Consider the following 20,206-nt stretch of genomic DNA (forward strand, 5'->3'; position numbering starts at 1 on the left):
CGAAATAGTCCAAAATATGCAACACTGTAAAGGTATGTTTTTTAATATGAATATCAACAAAACCATTGAAAGCACGAAAGAACCTCGCATCAGTGTTGCACCCATGATGGATTGGACCACAAAAGACTATCGTTTCTTTGCTCGCTTATTTAATCCCAATGTCGTGTTGTATACCGAAATGGTCACTACAGGCGCGATTATTTACGGTGGTGCTAATCGGCATCTCGATTTCAATCAGCAAGAGCATCCGATTGTGCTACAACTCGGTGGCTCAAATCCACAAGAACTAGCTACCTGTACCAAAATGGCTGAAGACTGGGGTTATAACGAAGTTAATCTCAATGTCGGCTGTCCAAGTGATCGCGTGCAAAACAATAAAATTGGTGCTTGCTTAATGGCTGAACCCAATTTAGTTGCAGAATGTATTCATAGTATGCAAAAAGCAGTATCGATTCCTGTAACTGTAAAGCATCGTATCGGGATTGATGACATGCAATCTTACGAAGAAATGCTGCATTTTGTTGATACGGTGGCATCAACAGGCTGCACACATTTTATTGTACATGCACGTATTGCGATCTTGCAGGGCTTATCGCCGAAAGAGAATCGCGAAGTTCCACCATTACGCTATGAAGATGTCTATCGTTTAAAGCAAGAACGCCCACATCTAAAGATTGAGATTAATGGCGGTATCAAAACCTTTGAAGAAACACAACAACATTTACAGCATGTTGATGGCGTCATGATTGGTCGTGAGGCATATCATAATCCATACTTATTGGCGGAGATGGGTGAACTTTGGAATTTGGAAGCACCTAATCGTTTTGAGATCATGCAGCACATGATGCCTTATATTCATCAACGCGTTGCTGAAGGTGCTCCACTTTCGATTATCACTCGCCATATTCTAGGTTTATTTCAAAATCTACCAGGCGCACGTAAATGGCGTCAGGCCCTCAGTGGTGGAAATGCCAAAACGATTGCTGATATTGAAAATGCAATCATCAATATCCAAACAGCGATGCAACGTACTGAAGATTACGTTCGAGAACATCAAAGTTAATTTGATGTTCTACGCATAACGTTTACACATCGGAATATAGCGTAATCCGCCATTTTCAATCACTGTTGAAGTGACTGTAAATCCGAAATTTTCATAAACGGGCTGCGCATAACAACTAGAATTCACAGTAATTTTTGAATGTTGCTGAGAAAGTTTATCTTCTAAAAACATCCAAAGCTGACGACCTATTCCTTGCTGTTGTGAATCCTGCTTAACAAAGAAATGAATCAAATGAGAAGGTTGTTTATAAGCAATCACACCAATAATGGATAAATCTTTCTCGAAAACAAAATATTCAATGCTTTGCATTTCAAGTAATTTCTTAATCATATCCTGACTGAATTTTGCTTCACCCTCTACATTCAGTGCAAAATCTTTTATATATGGCTGAATTAATTCTACTATTTGCTTGATATCTGTTGCTTTTGCTGGACGTATCACTTGTTATTCTTTCCATGTTTCACTTTAATAAACAATAGTTTATTATTTTGCAAATCACAAAGCTTTGTTTCCTTGAATCAATGCTTGCGTATATTTTCCAATCAAAAAAGAAATATAATCTTACAAATCATTTTATTCAAACTAATTTACAACTAAATTCATGATAATAAAAAGATTTTTTATGTGATTTTTACGCTAAGTTCCTCACAACACCCTCAGACAGTTACGTTATTACATTGCAAATAAGTTTTTTTAAGATTTATCGATTAATATCTGCGAGCCACGGAATTTGGCGACCGTTTCAAAGTTGTTTTAGGATTGGTTGAGATTGAACTATGATTTATGATGCACCCTCATTAGATTCGATGATGCATGCACAGACTCAAAATGCAGTCATTATGCTCAGAGAAACTCCCGCAGATATTACACCACCATACGCATTATCCAAGAATTCGCAGCAAATTAACTTACAGAAGTTTTCAGATAAACTTTCTCGTGTTTCCTCATTTCATAGTTCAGCAAAGTGCGCCAAATCAATTCGCATCGCATTACAAACAGCGGGCGCAAAAATTGCACAATATCCTATAGCTGCCTCAGATTGGGGTGGAACGCTACAAAAGATTGGCTATAAACAAATTGACCCTGCTTTTGATAACCCAATGCCAGGTGATATTTATATTATTCATCGCACCAAAAAACATGTGTATGGTCATATTGCCGGTTTTACAGGCTCACAATGGGTTTCTGATTTTAAGCAAACTAGCTATGACGTTTATAAAGACAAAAACGTCACTTATACTTATTACCGTCTTGGTTAATTAAAGACTGAATCAAAGCCTAAACGAAGATTATGTTTTAGGCTTTTTAGCATCTAATTTTTTCAGCACTTCAGCCACCGCCACCATCGCAAAGCTTGAAGTCACCACCACCGCAGAACCATAGCCGCCACAACGTAAACCTGCGCTTGGACATACATCTGCACTGGAAAATGGATTATCAATCGAATACACGCAAGTGATTCCGAATTTCTCTTTTGGTTTTTTACAAATCCCTTTTGAACGCAGCTGAGTACGTAACTTTGCCAACATTGGGTCTTGTTCAGTCTTGGACAAATCTGCCACACGAATCTTCAGTGGATCAAGTTTACCACCCGCTCCTCCCGAAACAATCAACGGGATTTTGTTAAAACGGCAGTGCAGCATCAAAGCCAACTTGGCCTTAACATCATCAATACAGTCTAAAACGATGGTTGGGACAGGGTTCAGGATTTCCTTGACATTCTCAGGTGTGAGATAGTCATCAATCAGATTGACCTTCATTCGTGGATTGATTTGACGGCAACGTTCGGCCATTATCTCAATCTTTTCCTGTCCAAGTGTCGAGCTCATCGCTGGCAATTGACGGTTAATATTTGATGCTGCTACCACATCCATATCGACCAAAGTCAATTCACCAATCCCTGTACGTGCCAGTGCCTCAACCGCCCAACTGCCAACACCACCAATCCCAATCACCATGACATGACTGTGTTCATAATGCGAAAATGCATTTTCTCCATAAATTTTGGCGACACCAGCAAAACGGCGGTCATATTCGTCATTTGGAATTAATAAGTCGGTCATCATTACAAGCAACAGGGAGTATTTTCACAATATTATAGCAAGAGTTTATTTGAGTGTAATGAAAGAATATTTTTTCAACTTCATTCATTGTAAGATATAAAACAACATGCTATACACTATAAAAACAAGAGCTTACTAGATATAGACATGATGTCATTACAACAAGATTTTTTAAGATTTACTGACTGGAAAAATGAGTTCTCTGGTGAGGAGTTTGATCAATTTCTTGCCGAATTTGATATACATCATCCTGAATTTTTACAATGGATTGAACAACATCAAGCCCCTTATGCTTATTTTCAATTTTATGTATTATTGGTTAAAAATTATCTGAATCAGCAGCAAAACTTTGCAGAAATTTTAGATTTTTTATTCAATCAGGAACAAATGTACCTTGGTGGATTTATTCAACTCATTAAGAAGCCCCAAGCAAAATATCCTGATCTATTCGACTTAGAAAAATTTGAAGAATATCTCATTCAACATTTACAAAATAAAGAGCTTGAAATTTACTTTTCTACCTTTAAATCATTATTTAGTGGTTTCTGTTTACATTATTTCCGTTTTCAAAAATTACCTACCTATCTATGCCAACAGGTTACTGCAAATAATGGTGAATTAGTTTATGAACTCACCATGTGCTGTCATTGGCATAACTATGATTATGGCATTTTGGATAAATTACTTGAATTTAATGCACAAGGACATCATTATTACAATAGTTATCATGATTTAAAAAATTGGGCAGAATGTACTGAAGACTCAAAAATTCAAGAAAAAATTGCAACTATTATGCAGTTTAGTTTAAATGATCGATTAAAAGATCTGAGTCCTTATTTTTATGAACCCTATTTGCATGCCCTACAAAATCATCAAGCCAATACAATTGAAAGTTATATTGATTTTCTACGTTATTTACCGAATACAAAAACCAAAGAGCTTTTGAATCAACTCATTGAAAATCAAAATTTACATATTGCAATTCGTCTTGAATCAGTACTGATTTATTTTTTAACTTTCCAACAACAACATCCGCTCAAGCAGGAACTTACCCATACTTTACTCACCTTGCCATTAAATCAATGTTGGGGCGGTAGTTCTAGTAATAACGGCTTTGTTTATAGTTTTGATTTATTTAAACAAAATGATTTTTTTAGTTTAGATGAAATTTTACTGGCACTCAATAATACGCAATGGTGTTATACAGCCTGTAAAGCCTTATATGATTATAGCGATAATATTGCAATACAACAAAAGATTGTCACCACTGTCAGTGATGCAGTTGCTGCAATGATTCAACGGATGCTTAAAGTGAATGCAGATGATTATGTCACTGCTGAACCTATTGGTAATTTAGTTTCAGTCTTAAAAGCATACAATCTAAATTCCGAACAAAAGCAAAAACTCGAATTTATTTTAATAGATGGTTTAGAACGTTGTATTGCCCATTTCACCGAACAAAAACATTTACATCAAGAAATGGTCGAAATGATTTATTCATTAGGATTTAATGTACCTGATGACTACACTGGTTCATTAAGTTCTTGGACAAAATTAGAACTTTCCTATCATAGCAAAGGACTGAGTAAGCCACAGGTTTGGCAAATGCTGATAGATGCCGAAGTCATTCAATCTGATGCAACACTTGAACTGGATGAACCAATTTTTCCAAATTTTTTAGGCAGTGCGAATATGCTGACCTATAGCAGTCGTAATAATGATTATTCTTTTTATGATGAAATTTTTAAATATTATTTTCCTTTTAAAATAAAATGGCTCTATGATGAGGAACAAATTAAAAGTATTCCTGCTGACCAACTGATTTATCTTAATCAAGAAGATTCTGAATTAGAATGGAGAAGTATTGAACATTTATATTTTAAATATGACGAAAAATATTATACTTTCTTTATTTATAATTTTATGAGTAGAGATTGGGTCAATTTCCCCTCAATTGTTTCTATTTTTAATCAAATCTTAAAATACTTTAATATCCATAAAGCAGTCTATCAACTTAAAGATACTGAAGATTTTGGTCGTGATGATGTATTTTTTTCGGCTCATCCTGAAAAGTTTGCAGAGATTAATCAAATTTTGGGGATTGAATGTATTGAATCTATTTTCTTTACCCCACAAGCCAAAACAAAAGAATTTTTAACCATTGAAAATGAATATAAAAATATTATTCAAAATGGTGGTTTTATTTCCAGTTCAGATCAAAACTTGATCAAAATTCCAGAAACGGAATCCATGACAAGCAAACAAGCCCAACAATGGTTAGTTAGTAACAAAGATGAAATGCGTAATCAGGCTTTAAATTATTTAGCACAAAATGATTTTTCTCAAAAAGCCATTGATATCCGAAATTTATTTATTAGTTTAGCATTAAATATGGTGGGCGATTATTGTGTTGCACATAATCTAAAAAAGAGATTTCCACTATGGCAAAATACTCGCTATCTAAATGAAAATTTCAATTTAAAACAACGAGTCGACCTATTAGATACTATTTTCAATGCCGATGATTTAGCCATTCACCTTAAATACCCTTATGATTAACGGACAGATTTAAAGCATGTAAACTATTCTCCCATAGCCTTTGAGCTAATTTTTCAGATTCCATATTGAGAACTTGGCTTAACCCCTCTAATACATAAGGTAAATTCACAGGCGTATTACGGGTGCGATGCTCGGTCGAAGTTTGGCAACACAACGGCATCATATCTGGACAATCTGTTTCAATCACCAAATTTTCACTGCCAATCGCCTGCACTACTTGATGCAGCTTTTTGGCATTTGGATTGGTGATTTGTCCTGTCACCCCAATTTTAAAGCCCAGTTTAACCAATGCCTTGGCCTCTTCGACTCCACCACTAAACGCATGGGCAATGCCACCCAATTTGAATTTTTGTGCTTTTAAAATGGCAAGGGTTTCTGCATGTGCCTTACGGATATGTAATAACACTGGCTTTTGATATTGTGTTGCCAATACAAGTTGCTCAATAAAATAATATTGTTGCTTGGCAAACATTTCGGGCTGTTTATGTTGTTTTAAAAAAGTATCTAAACCAATTTCACCTATAGCCACACAGTGATGCTGTTCTAAGACTTGCTCAAGCCGCTGTAAATGTTCTGGCTGATGTTGTTCGATATAAAAAGGATGCAAGCCTGGGGCAAGATAAGAGCTTGGCACATTTTCCCAATATTGTAATTGTTGATGAGTTTGAATCAAGTCATCGAATCGGGATTCAACAAAACCAATCAACACCAAAGCATCGACCCCAACCCGTTTTGCTTGCTCAGCCAGATGTTGCCGATCAAGATCAAAATCGGCAACATCAAAATGGGTATGGGTATCGAACAGTTGCATTAACTTTGACTTGGCGTACTTGCAGCAGGCGTAGATGCTGCGGGCGTATCTATTTTTGGTAGATATTCAGGTTTTAAAACACCCTGCAATTCAGTAAATGGAATCACTAACCGCGGCAAACCGACGACATAAGGACCAATCTCATATTCACCATACTGTAGAATTAACCCCTGCTCACCTAATAAGAAATTATCGGTGACTTGAAATGGCCAAGCCTGTTCATATTCTTTCGGGTCAGTGGCGAGTTTTGAATCGACAATCCACACTTTAAATGCGTCATGCGCCAATTTGTCTAGAGTTGCTTTTTGCTTCGGTAATAATAGGTCATGCAATTGAATCTGTTTTTGGTTCGCTAAATCAAAGTTATAGTAACGTTGAGAGGTTGAACCATGTGCTCCCCCCAAATAACTGCTGCTATTTAACACTACAGTTGCTAGCTTGCCTTTCGATTGTAAAATTTTAGGCTTAATCATCAAACTGATCTGATGACTACTACTGAGCGCTTTTAACTCTTCATCAATCTTCACAAACGCATTAGCATAGGCTTGTGCCTGAGCATCTAAACCTATTTTTTGCTCACGCGTTTTTGCTGTAGATGCTGCTGAAGCATCAGCATCAACGACATCGAGCATTTTACTCAGTTGATCGAGAATCTGTTGATCCAGTAACTGGTCAATGAACGGGAAATTACTTTGTAATCGTTCAACGGTAAAATCTGGACAGGTATTGCCTTTACATTCAGGTAAATTTACCTGCAATTTCACGGTTTCACCACGCAGAATTGGCTCAGCAGTTTGCTGTACCACTGGCGGATCTGTCGGTTTATCCTGTGATTCTTTCGGCTCTGATTTCGGCTGGCAAGCAGCAAGCAAAATGGCACCTGCAAGAATGCTATATTTATAAAATGCTTTCATGTAAAACCTATCAGTATTGTTATTACACAAGATTTTTAAATGCTATCGAAGTTAAAGCAAAACCGCTATAAGCGCATGCAATTTCTATACGAAACTCAAGCAAGTAGATTAAAACATTTGCTGATAAATTTCAGGTTGTAGCATCTGTTTGCTTTGTTCAGTGCTTAAATAAATATCCAACTGCGGTGCATCTTTACTTATTTCATTGGCACGATAATGCAAGCCAATTCCTTCCCCATCGAAGAACCAATCTGCCTGCCCCCAATACAGTTTTTTAGGAACTTGTTTCTTCACCTCTGTACTTTGTTTTTCAATCCATTGTTGATAATGTGCTTGAATAATATTATTTAATTCATTTTGCTGATTTTTCTGTATCACATCGAGTACGGTTAGATTTTTTTGTAACTTACGATCAGCAACGAAAAAGTAAAATCTGTCTTTAACCGCAATATCTTCTTGCTGTGTATCAACGCCAATTTGCAACAACACATACTGATTACGCTGTGAAGCAATACGTGTCGTTAAGCGCAGCTCATACGCTTTATTTTTAGAATACTTATCTTGCCATTCATCTGACTTTTTCACATAGGCGTTGATGGCCTGTTGCAAGGTCAGGTTTTTATTCTGTTCAATCTGTTGCTGGATTACGTTGGCCTGATTTTTTGCAATCCACGTATTCAGCCATTGATCCTGAGTTTTAATGGTTTGAATGTCGACATCAATACAGTTTTTCTTTTCACAGAACGGTAAGGCATAATCCGCTTTGGCTTCTTGCATATTGAGGTATGGTAGGACTTCAGCTTTTTCAGTATGCGTTGATATTTGATTTATGTTTTGAGCTGTATCCGTCTCATTTTTTTTAGGATGATCGCATGCCGTTAAAGCCATCATTCCAATCATTATACTGACAGCAAAAAGTGGTTTTAAAGTATTCATCTCATCCTCTTTTTTAGATCGTTCAATTAAAAACAGCCTCTAATTTAGAAGCTGTTTTTGTACATTTTAGTGTTCTCGTGTGTTACGGAACTGAATATCTGGCCAGCGTTCTTGCATTAACTGCAAGTTTACACGGCTTGGTGCAAGATAAGTCAGATGACCGCCGCCATCTACCGATAACTGATCATGCGCTTTTTTCTTGAACTCATTCAGAATTTTTTCATCATCACAATGAACCCAACGTACCGTATGAACACTGACAGGCTCATAAATACAGTCAACTTTATATTCTTCTTTCAAACGATAAGCGACCACATCAAACTGTAACACACCGACTGCACCCACAATCAAATCATTACTAATTTGAGGCATAAATACCTGTGTTGCACCTTCTTCAGATAACTCTTTCAAACCTTTTTGCAATTGCTTAGATTTAAGAGGATCACGTAAACGAACTCGGCGGAACATTTCAGGTGCAAAGTGAGGGATACCTGTGAAATGAAGTTTTTCACCGCTGGTAAATGTATCACCGATCTGGATGGTACCGTGGTTATGCAAACCTATAATGTCTCCAGGCCAAGCTTCTTCCAAATGTTCGCGTTCGCCCGCAAGGAAGGTTAATGCATCGCTAATACGTACATCTTTACCGATACGCACATGATTCATTTTCAAACCTTTTTCATATTTGCCTGAGCAAATACGCATAAAGGCAATACGGTCACGATGTTTCGGATCCATATTGGCTTGAATTTTAAAAACAAAACCAGTGAAACCCTCTTCATTGGCATCTACTGTACGTTCTTGTGTTGGATGTGCTTTCGGTTCTGGTGCCCAATTGATAAATGCATCAAGCACATGATCTACTGCAAAGTTTCCTAAAGCAGTACCAAAAAGTACAGGCGTTTGTTTACCTTGTAAAAATAATTCACGATCAAGTGGTTCATTGGCCATTTGAACTAACTCAAGTGATTCTTCAAAAGAAGCCCAAGCTAACTCACCCACTTTTTCACGAATATCAGCATGATCATAACCATCACGTACTTCAATGTCCGTAATAGTTGAACCGAAACCAGCTTTATAAACATATAATTTGTTTTCAAGTAGGTTATAAACCCCAGCAAAGTCACGCCCCATACCTAAAGGCCATGTAATTGGGACACAGCGAATATTTAAAACATTTTCAATTTCGTCAAGCAATTCTAGAGGCTCGCGAATTTCACGGTCCATTTTGTTGACGAAGGAAATGATCGGTGTGTCACGCATACGACACACTTCCATCAATTTAATCGTACGTTCTTCGACACCCTTAGCACCATCGATGACCATTAATGCAGAATCCACTGCGGTCAAAGTACGATAGGTATCTTCCGAGAAGTCTTCATGTCCTGGTGTGTCCAGTAAGTTAATCGTATGGTTTTTATAAGGGAACTGCATCACAGACGTGGTAATCGAGATTCCACGTTCTTTTTCCATTTCCATCCAGTCAGATGTCGCTGCACGATCCGACTTACGACTTTTAACCATTCCAGCAACCTGAATAGCTTTACCCCATAACAGAAGTTTTTCGGTCATCGTGGTTTTACCCGCATCGGGGTGGGAAATAATAGCAAAAGTTCTGCGAGCCTTTACCTGTCTAGTTAATTCATCTTTAAACATGAGAAATATCTACAATATGTACACAGTTATGTACACATTTCTAAATATGTACTAAAACTGAAAAAGTGGGAATTCAAAATTGGCGTAATTGTAGCAGATTTAGCGTTGTATAGGCATAGTTGGGAATCCAGTGGCTTTTTTTGGGGGGTGAACCACCTATTAGAATATCAATGAAGTCCCTTAGTTTTATAAACTCAATCTAGACCTTTGCTTCGGACTTTTCGGCTTATCTGGAATAGTCCGTTCAATCAAACCTACTTCTATCGCTGGATTCAAATAATTCTTTTGGAACGTTGCTCGATGAGTCAATCCGACCAATTGCATCAATTCAGCCAAAGTATAGTCTTCTGACTTCATTGCCGAAACCAAACGTTGTACTTGATCGCTCACTTGTACGCCAACTTGAGCGGTAGCATGATCGTTATCTTGAACGGTATGAGTTGAACTAAGGATTGCATCTAAAATCATCTGTAAGATGAATTCTATAAATGGTGCTGAATCAGTCCGATCGGTACTCACCTGCAATTCTTCGTAATAGGCTTTTTGATTTTGATAGTTCAGGCTTTCAACATGAATATTGGCAAAAATTGGATTCCAACGACTCAATATCAAAATTTATTACCAGAGCCTCCCCCATTACCATCAGCAAGTAGATGGATAAAATCAAGGTAGAAGACTAAGCTTTGAATTAGTGGATGTATATCACTTTCATTAAAATTTAGTGTGCTTTTAATAAAACCTCTTCTTGACTAGGTCTCCATTCATGAAAGGCATTAAGGCATTACGCACTTCCTGCACTTCTTTCGGAAGTGCAATCACTGTTTACCATTTCAGGTATATTTTTTCATATCAAAGTAAAACTGTTGACTTGTCTCTGATAATATTCAAACCATTATTTTACATAGCACATTTGCCTAATGAATGCCGTTGAAATCGAAGCAGCCGTATCCGAACTTGCAAAAAAGTACATGCTGACTTTGTTGGCATTCACCCATTTATCGATGGCAATGGACGTACCTCGCGCCTCTTAATGAATCTTGAATTATTAAAAGCTGGCTATCCACCTTGTGTCATCACTGTTGAAAATCGATTAGATTATTATGAAGCTCTTGATCAATGGATGGTTTATGGGAAAACTGATGCATTTAACCACTTGGTTTCCGATGCGGTACTCGAAGGATTTAAACCGTATCAAGTTATTTTAGGTCTTTAAAATAAAAATTAGCTTGTAATGTATCTTATACAACAAGATCAAGTATATGGGTAAAGTATTCACTTTACCCATACCGAATTTTAATCAACCCTCTAATTCAAAAACTTATTGTCAATAACTCGAAATGTGAATATTGAAAAATTATTTAAAATATCAGATTACATTTTTATCAAAAAATAATATACATGATATATTTCACACAAAACACATAAATATGTAAGAGGGAAAAATGTTAAATGGCAATTTAAAAAAAAATGCTATTGCTCAATTTGAAGCTACAAAAAGCGCTTATGAACACCTGGGACAAAAAGTAGGATTACAGTCCGAAAAATTAATGAATCTTCGTAAAAATGATGCTCATAACATTATTACTAGAATCGAAGCACTTTTTAGTGGTATCGCCAATAAACCTAAAGAGTTTGATAAGACATTCAGTGAATATAAAGCTGAATTTAAAGTTTTTAACGATATTCTCGATAAGATTAAGGAAAACGCACGTCAAATTGATATACAGGCTGGTGGTACTGCTGGAGCTGGAGTAGCTGCTGGGGCTGGTGTTGCAGCTTTCGCCCCAACTGCAGCTATGGCAATTGCAACTACTTTTGGTACAGCATCTACAGGTACTGCCATTTCTGCTTTAGGTGGTGCAGCAGCTACTAATGCAGCATTAGCTTGGTTAGGTGGAGGAGCCCTTGCTGCAGGTGGTGGTGGTATGGCTGCAGGTAATGCTTTATTGGCACTTGCAGGACCAGTAGGCTGGGCCATTGGCGGTACAGCATTGGTCGGAAGTGCACTTTTTGCGCGCAGTAAAAATGAGAAAATCGCTAAAGAAGCTGATGAAAAAAGAAAGGAAATTGAAGTTCTAAATAGACAATTTAAGGCAGCCTCTTTAGAAGTGGAAAAACTTACGGAAGAAACACAGAAGCATATTATGGGGATGCAATACCAATTAAGAACACTAGATTCAACACTTACTACACTTAATTATAATCAATTAGATGATGGCCAAAAAGCACTTATGATTTCATTGAAGAATCATGTAGAGAGCTTATGTCTACTTATGAAAAAGAAAGTTGAACTCTAATTTTATTTAATAATCAGGCAATATTAATGCAAACAACTTCAGTACAAGACCAGATTTCTAGTGCCATAATCGATGGCATTAATGTTGCTAGACTGCAAGATGAAATTTCACAACTTAATCTGCAGGATCAATGCTTTATTAATTCAATGAAGCACGTCGATAAAGTCCGAGAATTTATTGGTACACCTGAAAATATTTTAGGTAGCGACCTTACTAAACATGGAGAAATTGCTGAACATGTTGAAGTAGGTATTCGTAATGCAAGAGATGCTCTTGCAGGTGATACTGTTAGAGCCACCTTTGAAGGAGTAGGACGGACTGCACCTGAAGATTATTTGATTGATGGAGTTCAGGTTCAATCAAAATTTATTAACGGTTTGGGTAACAACCTTGATCATGTGCTTAAACATATGGACAAATATGAAAATTTCGGTCGTGACGGATCCTATTATCATATTCCAAAAGATCATTATGAATTGATTTCTAAAATTCATCGTGGTGAATCCATTGAAGGTTTAAGTCAAAAGACGATCAATTCTGTTCAAGCAAAAATTGAAGAAATCCAAACCAAGTGTGGACAGCCATTTAATGAGGTAGTTCGTCCTGGGGTATCTGATTATGCTGAAGTTCAACAAGGTCAAGTGCATGAAACATTAAATAAGCACAGTACTGACCTCGAACAACAAAATGAAAAACTAAAAGATATTATTCATGATAAACATCAAGCTAATTTAACAGAAGGGCTAAAAGCAGCGGGAGCTGCTGCAGCTGTCGGTGGTGCTATTTCCTTAAGTTCCTCTTTATATCTTAAATATAAAAATGAAGGAAAAAATTTATTTAAGGGTGAGCTTAGTAAAGAAGATTGGAAGGAAGTTGGATTAAATACAGCTAAAGCATCCGCCTTAGGTGGTGTGACTGGTGCTGCAGTTTATGGTTTGACTAATTGTGCAGGTTTAGCTGCCCCCTTAGCTGGTGCATTCGTTACTGCATCTAAAGGGGTAAGCTCATTGGTAAATGACTTTTACCAAGGGAAATTAACTTTTGAAGAATTTCAGATGAATTCAATTTTTGTCTGTGCAGATAGTGCAGGTGTTGGTCTTGCTGCGCTAGCAGGACAAACATTTATCCCTATACCTGTTTTAGGTGCTGTTATTGGTTCAATCGCAGGAAAGTTTGTATGTGAAATTTTATTAGGTGAAGATAAAAAGCTTGCACAACAAATGGAAGTTTCTATGCAACTTTTTCTAGCTACGGTAGATGAAGTTTATATAAATGTCGTGAATAAAATTAATTCTGAATTTGAAAAAATTGCTGATTTAAGAACAAAAGCTTTTGACCTCAATACCAACATTTCGATCACAGAATCTAGCATTATCTTAGCTCGTACTCATGGAGTAGAGGAATCTAAGATATTGAAAAATGAAGATGATTTACGAAGTTTCTTATTCGATTGATATTTAAAAAGTATATTAGAGAAAAACTATGAGTCTTAGATTTCGCAAAAGTATCAAAATCTTACCTGGCGTAAAAGTTAATATCTCAAAAAAAGGGATTAGTAGTATTGGTTTAGGTAAATCAGGTGCATCAATTAATTTGAATAAAAAAGGAATACGCACAAATATTGGTATACCCGGAACCGGAATATCTTATTCAAAATTTCATCCGAATAAAAAACCACCTGAGAAAGAATTAGGACAAGAGCCTTCATACATCCCTATAAAACCACACTCAACTCCTTCAAAAAACTATGTTTTATTATTAGTAGGTATTTGTTGCTTTTTAATAGGTGTTATATTTTTTTAAATTCATCATACTAATTTTATTTATAATAGTACTAATCATTCCAAGAACTAATAATACTTACACAATTAATGAAGGCTTGAGTTAACAAAAAACTAACTCAAGCGAGACATATTGTTTCTAATCCACTACCTCTCTATTTAGACAACTTTACGAATTAGACATTTGAACATAAGCTAAACGACCACCAGAGTCTTTAGAAAGAATGATTTTCACACCCTCTTTCAACTCAATACGATTGCCAATTTCAATTTTATGCTGCCGATCTTCTTCATCAAAGACAAATAAGCCATTCATTCTCTCATTCACTAACCACCATTGTTGGTTATATTCAATAAAATACCCCATTCGACGCATTTGGTGCGCTTCTAAACGTTCATTAGGTAAAACCAAAGCATTAATATGCCATTCAAATAATGATTGGTTTGACCAAACCATTAACCGGTGATTATCAGATTTATACTCCTTCTGATTACGAGAAGAGTAAAAGTTCAGAATAGGTAATTTTTTCGTGTATGCTGTCCCACAGAATGGACATTTTGGTTGTCTTGAATTATCAAATACAAACCATTTTTGAGTACAATCTTGATTTACACAAGGTTGAAGTAAATCAGTTGTTTTAGTCAACGCAGCTTCCCAATCATTTGCCGAAGGTCTTTGATTAGGTTCATGTAAATAATCTTCAAAACTCTTTTTAAATAATTCTGATAGATATGGGCCAGTCACTGTATATGGAATTTTTTTAGTATCCACCCATGGTAAATATGATTTTTTCCAATCATCAGCATTAATAGCATTAGATGTATCTATAGAGTGTTCAACAAATAGCGCATGATCTCCCATACTTAATTTTTCATCATTCTGACTATCATTCAGGTCATGTACTTTTTTACCACGTAATGGATGGCGATATAGCAAATACATATAAATCAATACTGCTAGTGCATGTCTATCTGTTCTGATGGATGGAAGAAAACGTTTTGGATCATTCCGATCTAGATGACTTGTAGCTATAACTTCAGGTGCAATAAAGTCAGGTGTACCAACAACATCTGGCGGAAATTTACCCGGCACTACCAAACCATCTAGATCGATAATACATGCTCTACCTGTCACAGGGTCAATCAACACATTCTTATAAGATAAATCTGAGTGAGCTAATCCAGCTGCATGCATGCGTCGAACACCTCGAGCAAGCATCATGCATATTTTTAAATAACTTGCCCACGTGCCTTTCTCTCTCGCATCAAGAAAACGATTTTGATTACTTGCACTTGCGAACCATCTTCCTTCTTTTTCTCTACCTTTGATATTCAACTGATCATTATTAGATGAACCAAATTTAAAAAAGAACTCTTTACTATAAGCGGGTGCAACAATACCCAATAAATTGTTATGCTCAACTAAAGCATTAGGCCAACAAAAACCACTTTCCCAATATTTCCCCCCCAAACCGTTCATAATACTGTCATGCTTAGTCGTGACGATTTCTAGTAAACGCCGTTTCTGTTCTTGATAGTCATTTTGATTATCATAAAACTTATTTTTTTTCTTATTAAAAAAACATACGACATAGCTTTTATCAGGTGAGAAATAAACATCTTTCATCGCACCTGAAGCAATAATTTGATCTATATAACTAATTGATCTTCCATCATGGGTTTTACAATGAACGATATTAGACATCTGTGAAACTCTCATCTGTGAAACTTAAATTCGGTTCATTGTGTGGTAAAAGCACAAGAAGCGTTCTGTCATCATGATGTCCTTTTTTGAAGAAATGAATTTTTTCATTCAACTCAGCCCCATCTATATCGTTATTTAAAACTTCTTTATATTCATTATAAAATTGAGTCCAATTATCTAGACTACTTAGTTCACTATCTGTTTCAAAATATGGATCTGAAATACCATCAGACATTAAAAACAACCAATCGTGTACAGATGCAATTGTGATACTTACATATTGATGAAAGGGTTCTAAATTTGGACTCAAGAAAACTGTTTGTCCCACATAATCCCCTCCATCTGTTTGACCTAACAAACGTACCTTCTCTTGGTTATATACCGCAACAGCACCATCTCCAACCCAAAAACTTGATACAAAGCGTTTGTCTTGCACATGTTTAACAATTACAATTTGTAAGGTAGTTGCAAAATCTCTGAAAGAACTTTGAGTATTTTCAATTTTCTGGCGAATCTTCTCCATTGCATAATCAGTCGCTTCTCTAAATAATTGAATTGATGCTGTATTCCAATTTTCAACAATAGATTTATTTATTTCAGACGTGTGTGACTCCTCAAAAACATACTTTTCTAAATCCTGAAAAGCTTGTATTTCGGCCAATTTATGGCTTAAAAAGTTTATTGATTGTTCTGTGGCTAATCTCGAACCTTCTCTTGAATACTTTGCACTTCCAGCACCATCTGCCACAGAAAGAATTACTAAGGATGGATCATGCTCTAAAATTTTATATTCGAAATGGTCATCCCTAAATGAACCATTATGTTCATGTGAACGTCCTCGACGACTTGCAGCAATAATTTTATAATTTTGGTTATTATTAAATTTTATCGTTTTATAAAATTCATGCTCTTTAGGAAATAATGAATCTTCGGCAGGCTCATTGACCTCCCATAGATCTTTAGGATCTGCAACAATAACTAGATTTACGCTAACCTTATAAATATTATCTTGATATTTATAATTAAAGTTGATAACAGATGATCCCGTTTTTTGAGGAATACCTACAATAAAATTATCTTCAACACTTAAACCGAGATTATTTTCTGAAAAATTAATGCTTTCATAGAGAATTTCAATTTCTATATTTTCCTTTATAGTAATTTTTTCTTTATAAAACTCTTTAATTTTTCCATTTGCAATTGAGAAAGTCACCTTTGGAGGTACTATCTTAGAGACTGATTTATTTTTTGATTTTTTAATATCAATATTTGATATCATTTGATTGCTATATTTATGTGTTTGTTGCTCATTAGTTTCACCGACTAACGCCTCTTGTTCTTTATTATTTATATTATTAATTTCATTGTTAACCAACTCAGCATTAACGTTATCCAGTTCAGTTGATTTTGAATTGCAAACCTCAGTCATTGATTTATTTTTCTTGTCTTGAACTTCTGTAGTATGTACTTGATCATTTGGAGAAATATCAGCAATTAGATTATCTACCTTTTCTTCAAAAGAAGAATTTAAAGCTTCAATATTATTTTTTTGAGACTCTAGTCGCTCCGCTTTAATATCTTTGCCAAAATCTTCTTGGTCTATCTTATTATTTCTCTCTGAATCAATTTGAATTTCATCATTTACAATCACAATATCCTGTGATAATAATTTCTCTAATTTATCAGAATCATTTATTTTTAAATACTCTTCGGCTCTATTTTTATTTGCTAAATCAGTCTCTGCTTTATCAACTAAAACCTCTTGTTCTATCAATAAAGTAGGTATATTTGTATCACCTATTTGATTAGAGTCTTTTGAACCATCTCTTTTATTAAAAAAAATGCCCCCTTTTTCATTAAAATCTATTTGTTCATTAATAATTTTTTTTATTTCATCTAATTCAGATAAAAGTTTTTTCTTAGGGTTAACTCCTCTCCAATTTCTCTTTAAATCTAACATTTCAATTAAATCTACTGTATGATTGAAAAAATCATCTAAATTCCCCCAATAATCTTTTTTACTTAGCATAATTTTAATCCTCAAATTTCAAGCACATATTAAAAACTGATTCTGTTAAATATTCGACATTCAATATATTATCTGTCAAAGTAATATATTTATATTTTGATTTTATAGTCAGATTATCCATAGAATAAATAACAATATTGGAAAATTTTGAAATATTACTAATAGTTTTAGAAAAAATTTCAAAAGTAAATACATCTACTGCATTATTTGAACTAAATATAAATAAGTTTGGGCGATAAAATTCCTTGCCAAAACTTATTGAGTTCTCTAAACCATAAAGAGCATTTCCCAAAAAATTCAAACCCAATAATTCATTTTCCGAAATTTGAAAATCTCTCAAGTTAGACTTACTATTAATAATACTTTTAAAAATTAAATTTTTAGAAAAAGTATAGAAGTAAATTTCACAACTTTCTTTAAGATAATCATCATTATTCAACAACTTATATAATACTTCTAGCGCAATATTTGTTGCTTGCAATTTTTCATGAGTATTATAAATTGAGCTGTCTACTAGGCATATTACAGGAAGTTTTTTCATCAAAAAATACCATAGCCCCTATTAGGCTATGGTGATCACCTCTTAAAATACGAAATTGATTTCAGGTGGTGGCGGAGGCAAATCCCCAATAACAGCATCACCTTGATTTGAATCAACTTTTTGACTACTCATTGAAACACTTTGCGTAACCCATTTAAAGAAAGCTGTAATTGTTGCACTGTCAGCAGTAGGTAAATTAACAATTCCTTCTGCTAATTGCTTTAGAACACTTGCAGCTTCAATACTGCCAACACTACAAGGAATAATGAGGCCCGGCTTTACTGCTTTCAGTTTTTCGAAACCCTGCTTCCAATCATCCGTTGGCACACCATCAGACATAATAAAAATTAATGGCTTCCAATCCCCTTTAGAATCATTTGTATTCTTTTTAACTTCGTTAATAATACAATTTGCTGTTAAAGTTAGACCTTCACCCAAAGCCGTCCAACCTCCAGCTTCTATAGATGGGGTTTGAAAATCTGCAAGTTCCGTTAATGGCACTATCTGCTGAGCTCTATCATCAAATGTGATTACTGATAAATAAGCTGTTTCTAGGGCATGTGGATCTTGTCGTAATGAAGAGACAAATAAGTCTATACCGTTTCTAACAGATTCAATAGGCTCTCCTTGCATCGATCCTGATGTATCAATAACTAAATAAACAGGCAGTCTTCTCATAATTCTTACTCATTATCGTAAAGAAAAAAATCGTTATTTCTTTTCAGTTTCAGTAAAGTATTTTTCATAAATTTATAAGCATAAAAATACTCATAGATTTTTTTAAAAACCAATTCATTATAAATACTTAGTTGTATTTCGATACTATCAAAATCTCTTAAGTTATTCAATTTAATGTGAAAAATATTTTTTGGTATTTTAGTCGTATCGAACCAAATCGTCATAGCACCCATGACTTTATCTTTATTAATAATAAAAGGTCCCTCAAGAGGGGTACTAGAAGATAAATGGATGATATCAATTTGTTCATGATTACAATCTAAAGTAAGCAAAACCATATCTGAAAAATCATCCATACTATTTTTGCTTTTAAGCTGAATATAAAATTTTTTCAGCTTGAGGCTTTCTAAAACAATTTCTGGCAAATAATTCATTTGATCATTCATATATTGCCATCATTTTTAAAGTGTTCATTTGCAAGTTTACGGATTTGTTCTTCTGTAGTTGTAACAACTCGAATATCAACGCGCTGAGATTTTGATGGATTTTCATTTTCACCACTATTTAGAGGTTCACCAGAATTATTTAAAGGCTTAGATGACGAATAACCAATTGCTCTTACCTTCTGACTAAGCCACTTTTTTTGATCAGCATTTAAACTTGAAGAGCTTAAAAGATAGACTAAGGTTGATTGCGCACGCGCCTGGGATAAATTCATATTTGCAATATAAGATTCTTGCGTTGAACTATTGCGTGACCAATATGTGGAGGTATGTCCTTCAATATAAATTTCTTTAATATTTTTTTCGATCTCTGGTTTCATTACAACTGTTAAATAATTCTTAAAAAACTCATCAATCACATTCTTAAATTGCGGTGATAAATCAGAAGAGCCTGTATCAAATTGTATAAATTGACTATTATTAAATCTCACAAGACCGGTCGTATCTAAATCAGCTCCCCATTTAGATAAATTATTTTTAAGTACTTTATTTAATTCAGAATGCAACATCACCTCATTTCTTTGAAAAACTTTTGGAAATTCAATAATATCTTTAGTGGAAACAATAAAATAAACTGCAATAAATAAAAAAACAAGCATAAGTGAGGTCATAATATCACTTAAGCTTACCCACTCATCTTCTCGACTTAATTTTCTAAAAAATCTCATTA

At 35.0% G+C, this 20,206-nt stretch carries 18 protein-coding genes and 2 pseudogenes; 7 read left to right on the forward strand and 13 right to left on the reverse strand.

The window, feature by feature from the left end:
- The first annotated feature begins 46 nt into the window (after positions 1 to 46).
- A complete protein-coding gene (dusA, locus tag CDG59_RS00325; protein WP_087543107.1) occupies positions 47 to 1,063 on the forward strand; it encodes a tRNA dihydrouridine(20/20a) synthase DusA in 1,017 nt (338 codons plus the stop codon).
- Between the two features lie 9 nt (positions 1,064 to 1,072).
- Here dusA and CDG59_RS00330 read toward each other — a convergent pair whose 3' ends face one another.
- Positions 1,073 to 1,504, reverse strand: a complete 432-nt coding sequence (locus CDG59_RS00330; protein ID WP_087542851.1) for a GNAT family N-acetyltransferase — start codon at positions 1,502 to 1,504, stop codon at positions 1,073 to 1,075.
- A 335-nt stretch (positions 1,505 to 1,839) separates the two neighbouring features.
- Here CDG59_RS00330 and CDG59_RS00335 point away from each other — a divergent pair, with 335 nt between their 5' ends.
- A complete protein-coding gene (locus CDG59_RS00335; protein ID WP_087542852.1) occupies positions 1,840 to 2,322 on the forward strand; it encodes a CHAP domain-containing protein in 483 nt (160 codons plus the stop codon).
- A 30-nt stretch (positions 2,323 to 2,352) separates the two neighbouring features.
- On the opposite strand, the gene CDG59_RS00340 is transcribed toward CDG59_RS00335, so the two are convergent.
- Positions 2,353 to 3,126, reverse strand: coding sequence for a ThiF family adenylyltransferase (locus CDG59_RS00340; protein ID WP_087542854.1), 774 nt, complete (start codon positions 3,124 to 3,126; stop codon positions 2,353 to 2,355).
- A 147-nt stretch (positions 3,127 to 3,273) separates the two neighbouring features.
- Between CDG59_RS00340 and CDG59_RS00345 the strand changes: the two genes are divergently transcribed.
- Positions 3,274 to 5,685: a hypothetical protein gene (locus tag CDG59_RS00345; RefSeq protein ID WP_143225206.1), complete on the forward strand. Its 2,412-nt coding sequence runs from the start codon at positions 3,274 to 3,276 to the stop codon at positions 5,683 to 5,685.
- Here the strand turns inward: CDG59_RS00345 and CDG59_RS00350 are convergent.
- The 5 genes and pseudogenes from CDG59_RS00350 to CDG59_RS00370 all read right to left on the reverse strand — a co-directional run.
- On the reverse strand, positions 5,666 to 6,496 hold the full coding sequence (locus tag CDG59_RS00350) for a TatD family hydrolase (RefSeq protein ID WP_087542857.1): 831 nt from the start codon (positions 6,494 to 6,496) through the stop codon (positions 5,666 to 5,668). The two genes, CDG59_RS00345 and CDG59_RS00350, sit on opposite strands and share 20 nt — an antisense overlap.
- Entirely contained in the window at positions 6,496 to 7,410 is a 915-nt protein-coding gene (locus CDG59_RS00355; RefSeq protein ID WP_087542858.1) for an RsiV family protein, read from the reverse strand. Before CDG59_RS00355 ends, CDG59_RS00350 begins: the two co-directional genes overlap by 1 nt.
- Before the next feature lie 108 nt (positions 7,411 to 7,518).
- Entirely contained in the window at positions 7,519 to 8,346 is an 828-nt protein-coding gene (locus CDG59_RS00360) for a hypothetical protein (protein WP_087542860.1), read from the reverse strand.
- A gap of 66 nt (positions 8,347 to 8,412) precedes the next feature.
- A complete protein-coding gene (locus CDG59_RS00365; RefSeq protein ID WP_087542862.1) occupies positions 8,413 to 10,002 on the reverse strand; it encodes a peptide chain release factor 3 in 1,590 nt (529 codons plus the stop codon).
- A 186-nt stretch (positions 10,003 to 10,188) separates the two neighbouring features.
- Positions 10,189 to 10,824, reverse strand: a pseudogene (locus CDG59_RS00370) (Fic family protein); the annotation flags it as partial.
- A gap of 124 nt (positions 10,825 to 10,948) precedes the next feature.
- Between CDG59_RS00370 and CDG59_RS00375 the strand changes: the two are divergent.
- From CDG59_RS00375 to CDG59_RS00390, 4 genes and pseudogenes are all read left to right on the forward strand, one after another.
- Positions 10,949 to 11,215 (forward strand): annotated as a pseudogene (locus tag CDG59_RS00375) (Fic family protein); the annotation flags it as partial.
- Between the two features lie 229 nt (positions 11,216 to 11,444).
- On the forward strand, positions 11,445 to 12,299 hold the full coding sequence (locus tag CDG59_RS00380) for a hypothetical protein (RefSeq protein ID WP_087542866.1): 855 nt from the start codon (positions 11,445 to 11,447) through the stop codon (positions 12,297 to 12,299).
- Between the two features lie 26 nt (positions 12,300 to 12,325).
- Entirely contained in the window at positions 12,326 to 13,753 is a 1,428-nt protein-coding gene (locus CDG59_RS00385; RefSeq protein ID WP_087542867.1) for a hypothetical protein, read from the forward strand.
- A 28-nt stretch (positions 13,754 to 13,781) separates the two neighbouring features.
- Positions 13,782 to 14,102 (forward strand): DUF4236 domain-containing protein, encoded by a 321-nt coding sequence (locus CDG59_RS00390; RefSeq protein ID WP_087542869.1) that lies wholly within the window; start codon positions 13,782 to 13,784, stop codon positions 14,100 to 14,102.
- A gap of 147 nt (positions 14,103 to 14,249) precedes the next feature.
- On the opposite strand, the gene CDG59_RS00395 is transcribed toward CDG59_RS00390, so the two are convergent.
- From CDG59_RS00395 to CDG59_RS00420, 6 genes are read right to left on the reverse strand one after another with little or no spacing between them, the layout of a single operon-like run.
- Entirely contained in the window at positions 14,250 to 15,785 is a 1,536-nt protein-coding gene (locus CDG59_RS00395) for a helix-hairpin-helix domain-containing protein (RefSeq protein WP_087542870.1), read from the reverse strand.
- Positions 15,778 to 17,814: a PP2C family serine/threonine-protein phosphatase gene (locus CDG59_RS00400; RefSeq protein WP_087542872.1), complete on the reverse strand. Its 2,037-nt coding sequence runs from the start codon at positions 17,812 to 17,814 to the stop codon at positions 15,778 to 15,780. Before CDG59_RS00400 ends, CDG59_RS00395 begins: the two co-directional genes overlap by 8 nt.
- A gap of 4 nt (positions 17,815 to 17,818) precedes the next feature.
- Positions 17,819 to 18,355: a hypothetical protein gene (locus CDG59_RS00405; protein ID WP_087542873.1), complete on the reverse strand. Its 537-nt coding sequence runs from the start codon at positions 18,353 to 18,355 to the stop codon at positions 17,819 to 17,821.
- Positions 18,356 to 18,397: 42 nt separating this feature from the next.
- A complete protein-coding gene (locus CDG59_RS00410; RefSeq protein WP_087542875.1) occupies positions 18,398 to 19,033 on the reverse strand; it encodes a vWA domain-containing protein in 636 nt (211 codons plus the stop codon).
- Between the two features lie 5 nt (positions 19,034 to 19,038).
- Positions 19,039 to 19,479, reverse strand: a complete 441-nt coding sequence (locus CDG59_RS00415; RefSeq protein WP_087542876.1) for a hypothetical protein — start codon at positions 19,477 to 19,479, stop codon at positions 19,039 to 19,041.
- Positions 19,476 to 20,204 carry an OmpA family protein gene (locus CDG59_RS00420; RefSeq protein WP_087542878.1) on the reverse strand — a complete coding sequence of 243 codons (729 nt, stop codon included), beginning with the start codon at positions 20,202 to 20,204 and terminating at the stop codon, positions 19,476 to 19,478. The genes CDG59_RS00415 and CDG59_RS00420 overlap by 4 nt, the downstream gene beginning before the upstream one ends.
- Positions 20,205 to 20,206: the final 2 nt, after the last annotated feature.

Origin of the sequence: Acinetobacter sp. WCHA29 (assembly GCF_002165335.1) — a bacterium.
GTDB lineage: Bacteria > Pseudomonadota > Gammaproteobacteria > Pseudomonadales > Moraxellaceae > Acinetobacter.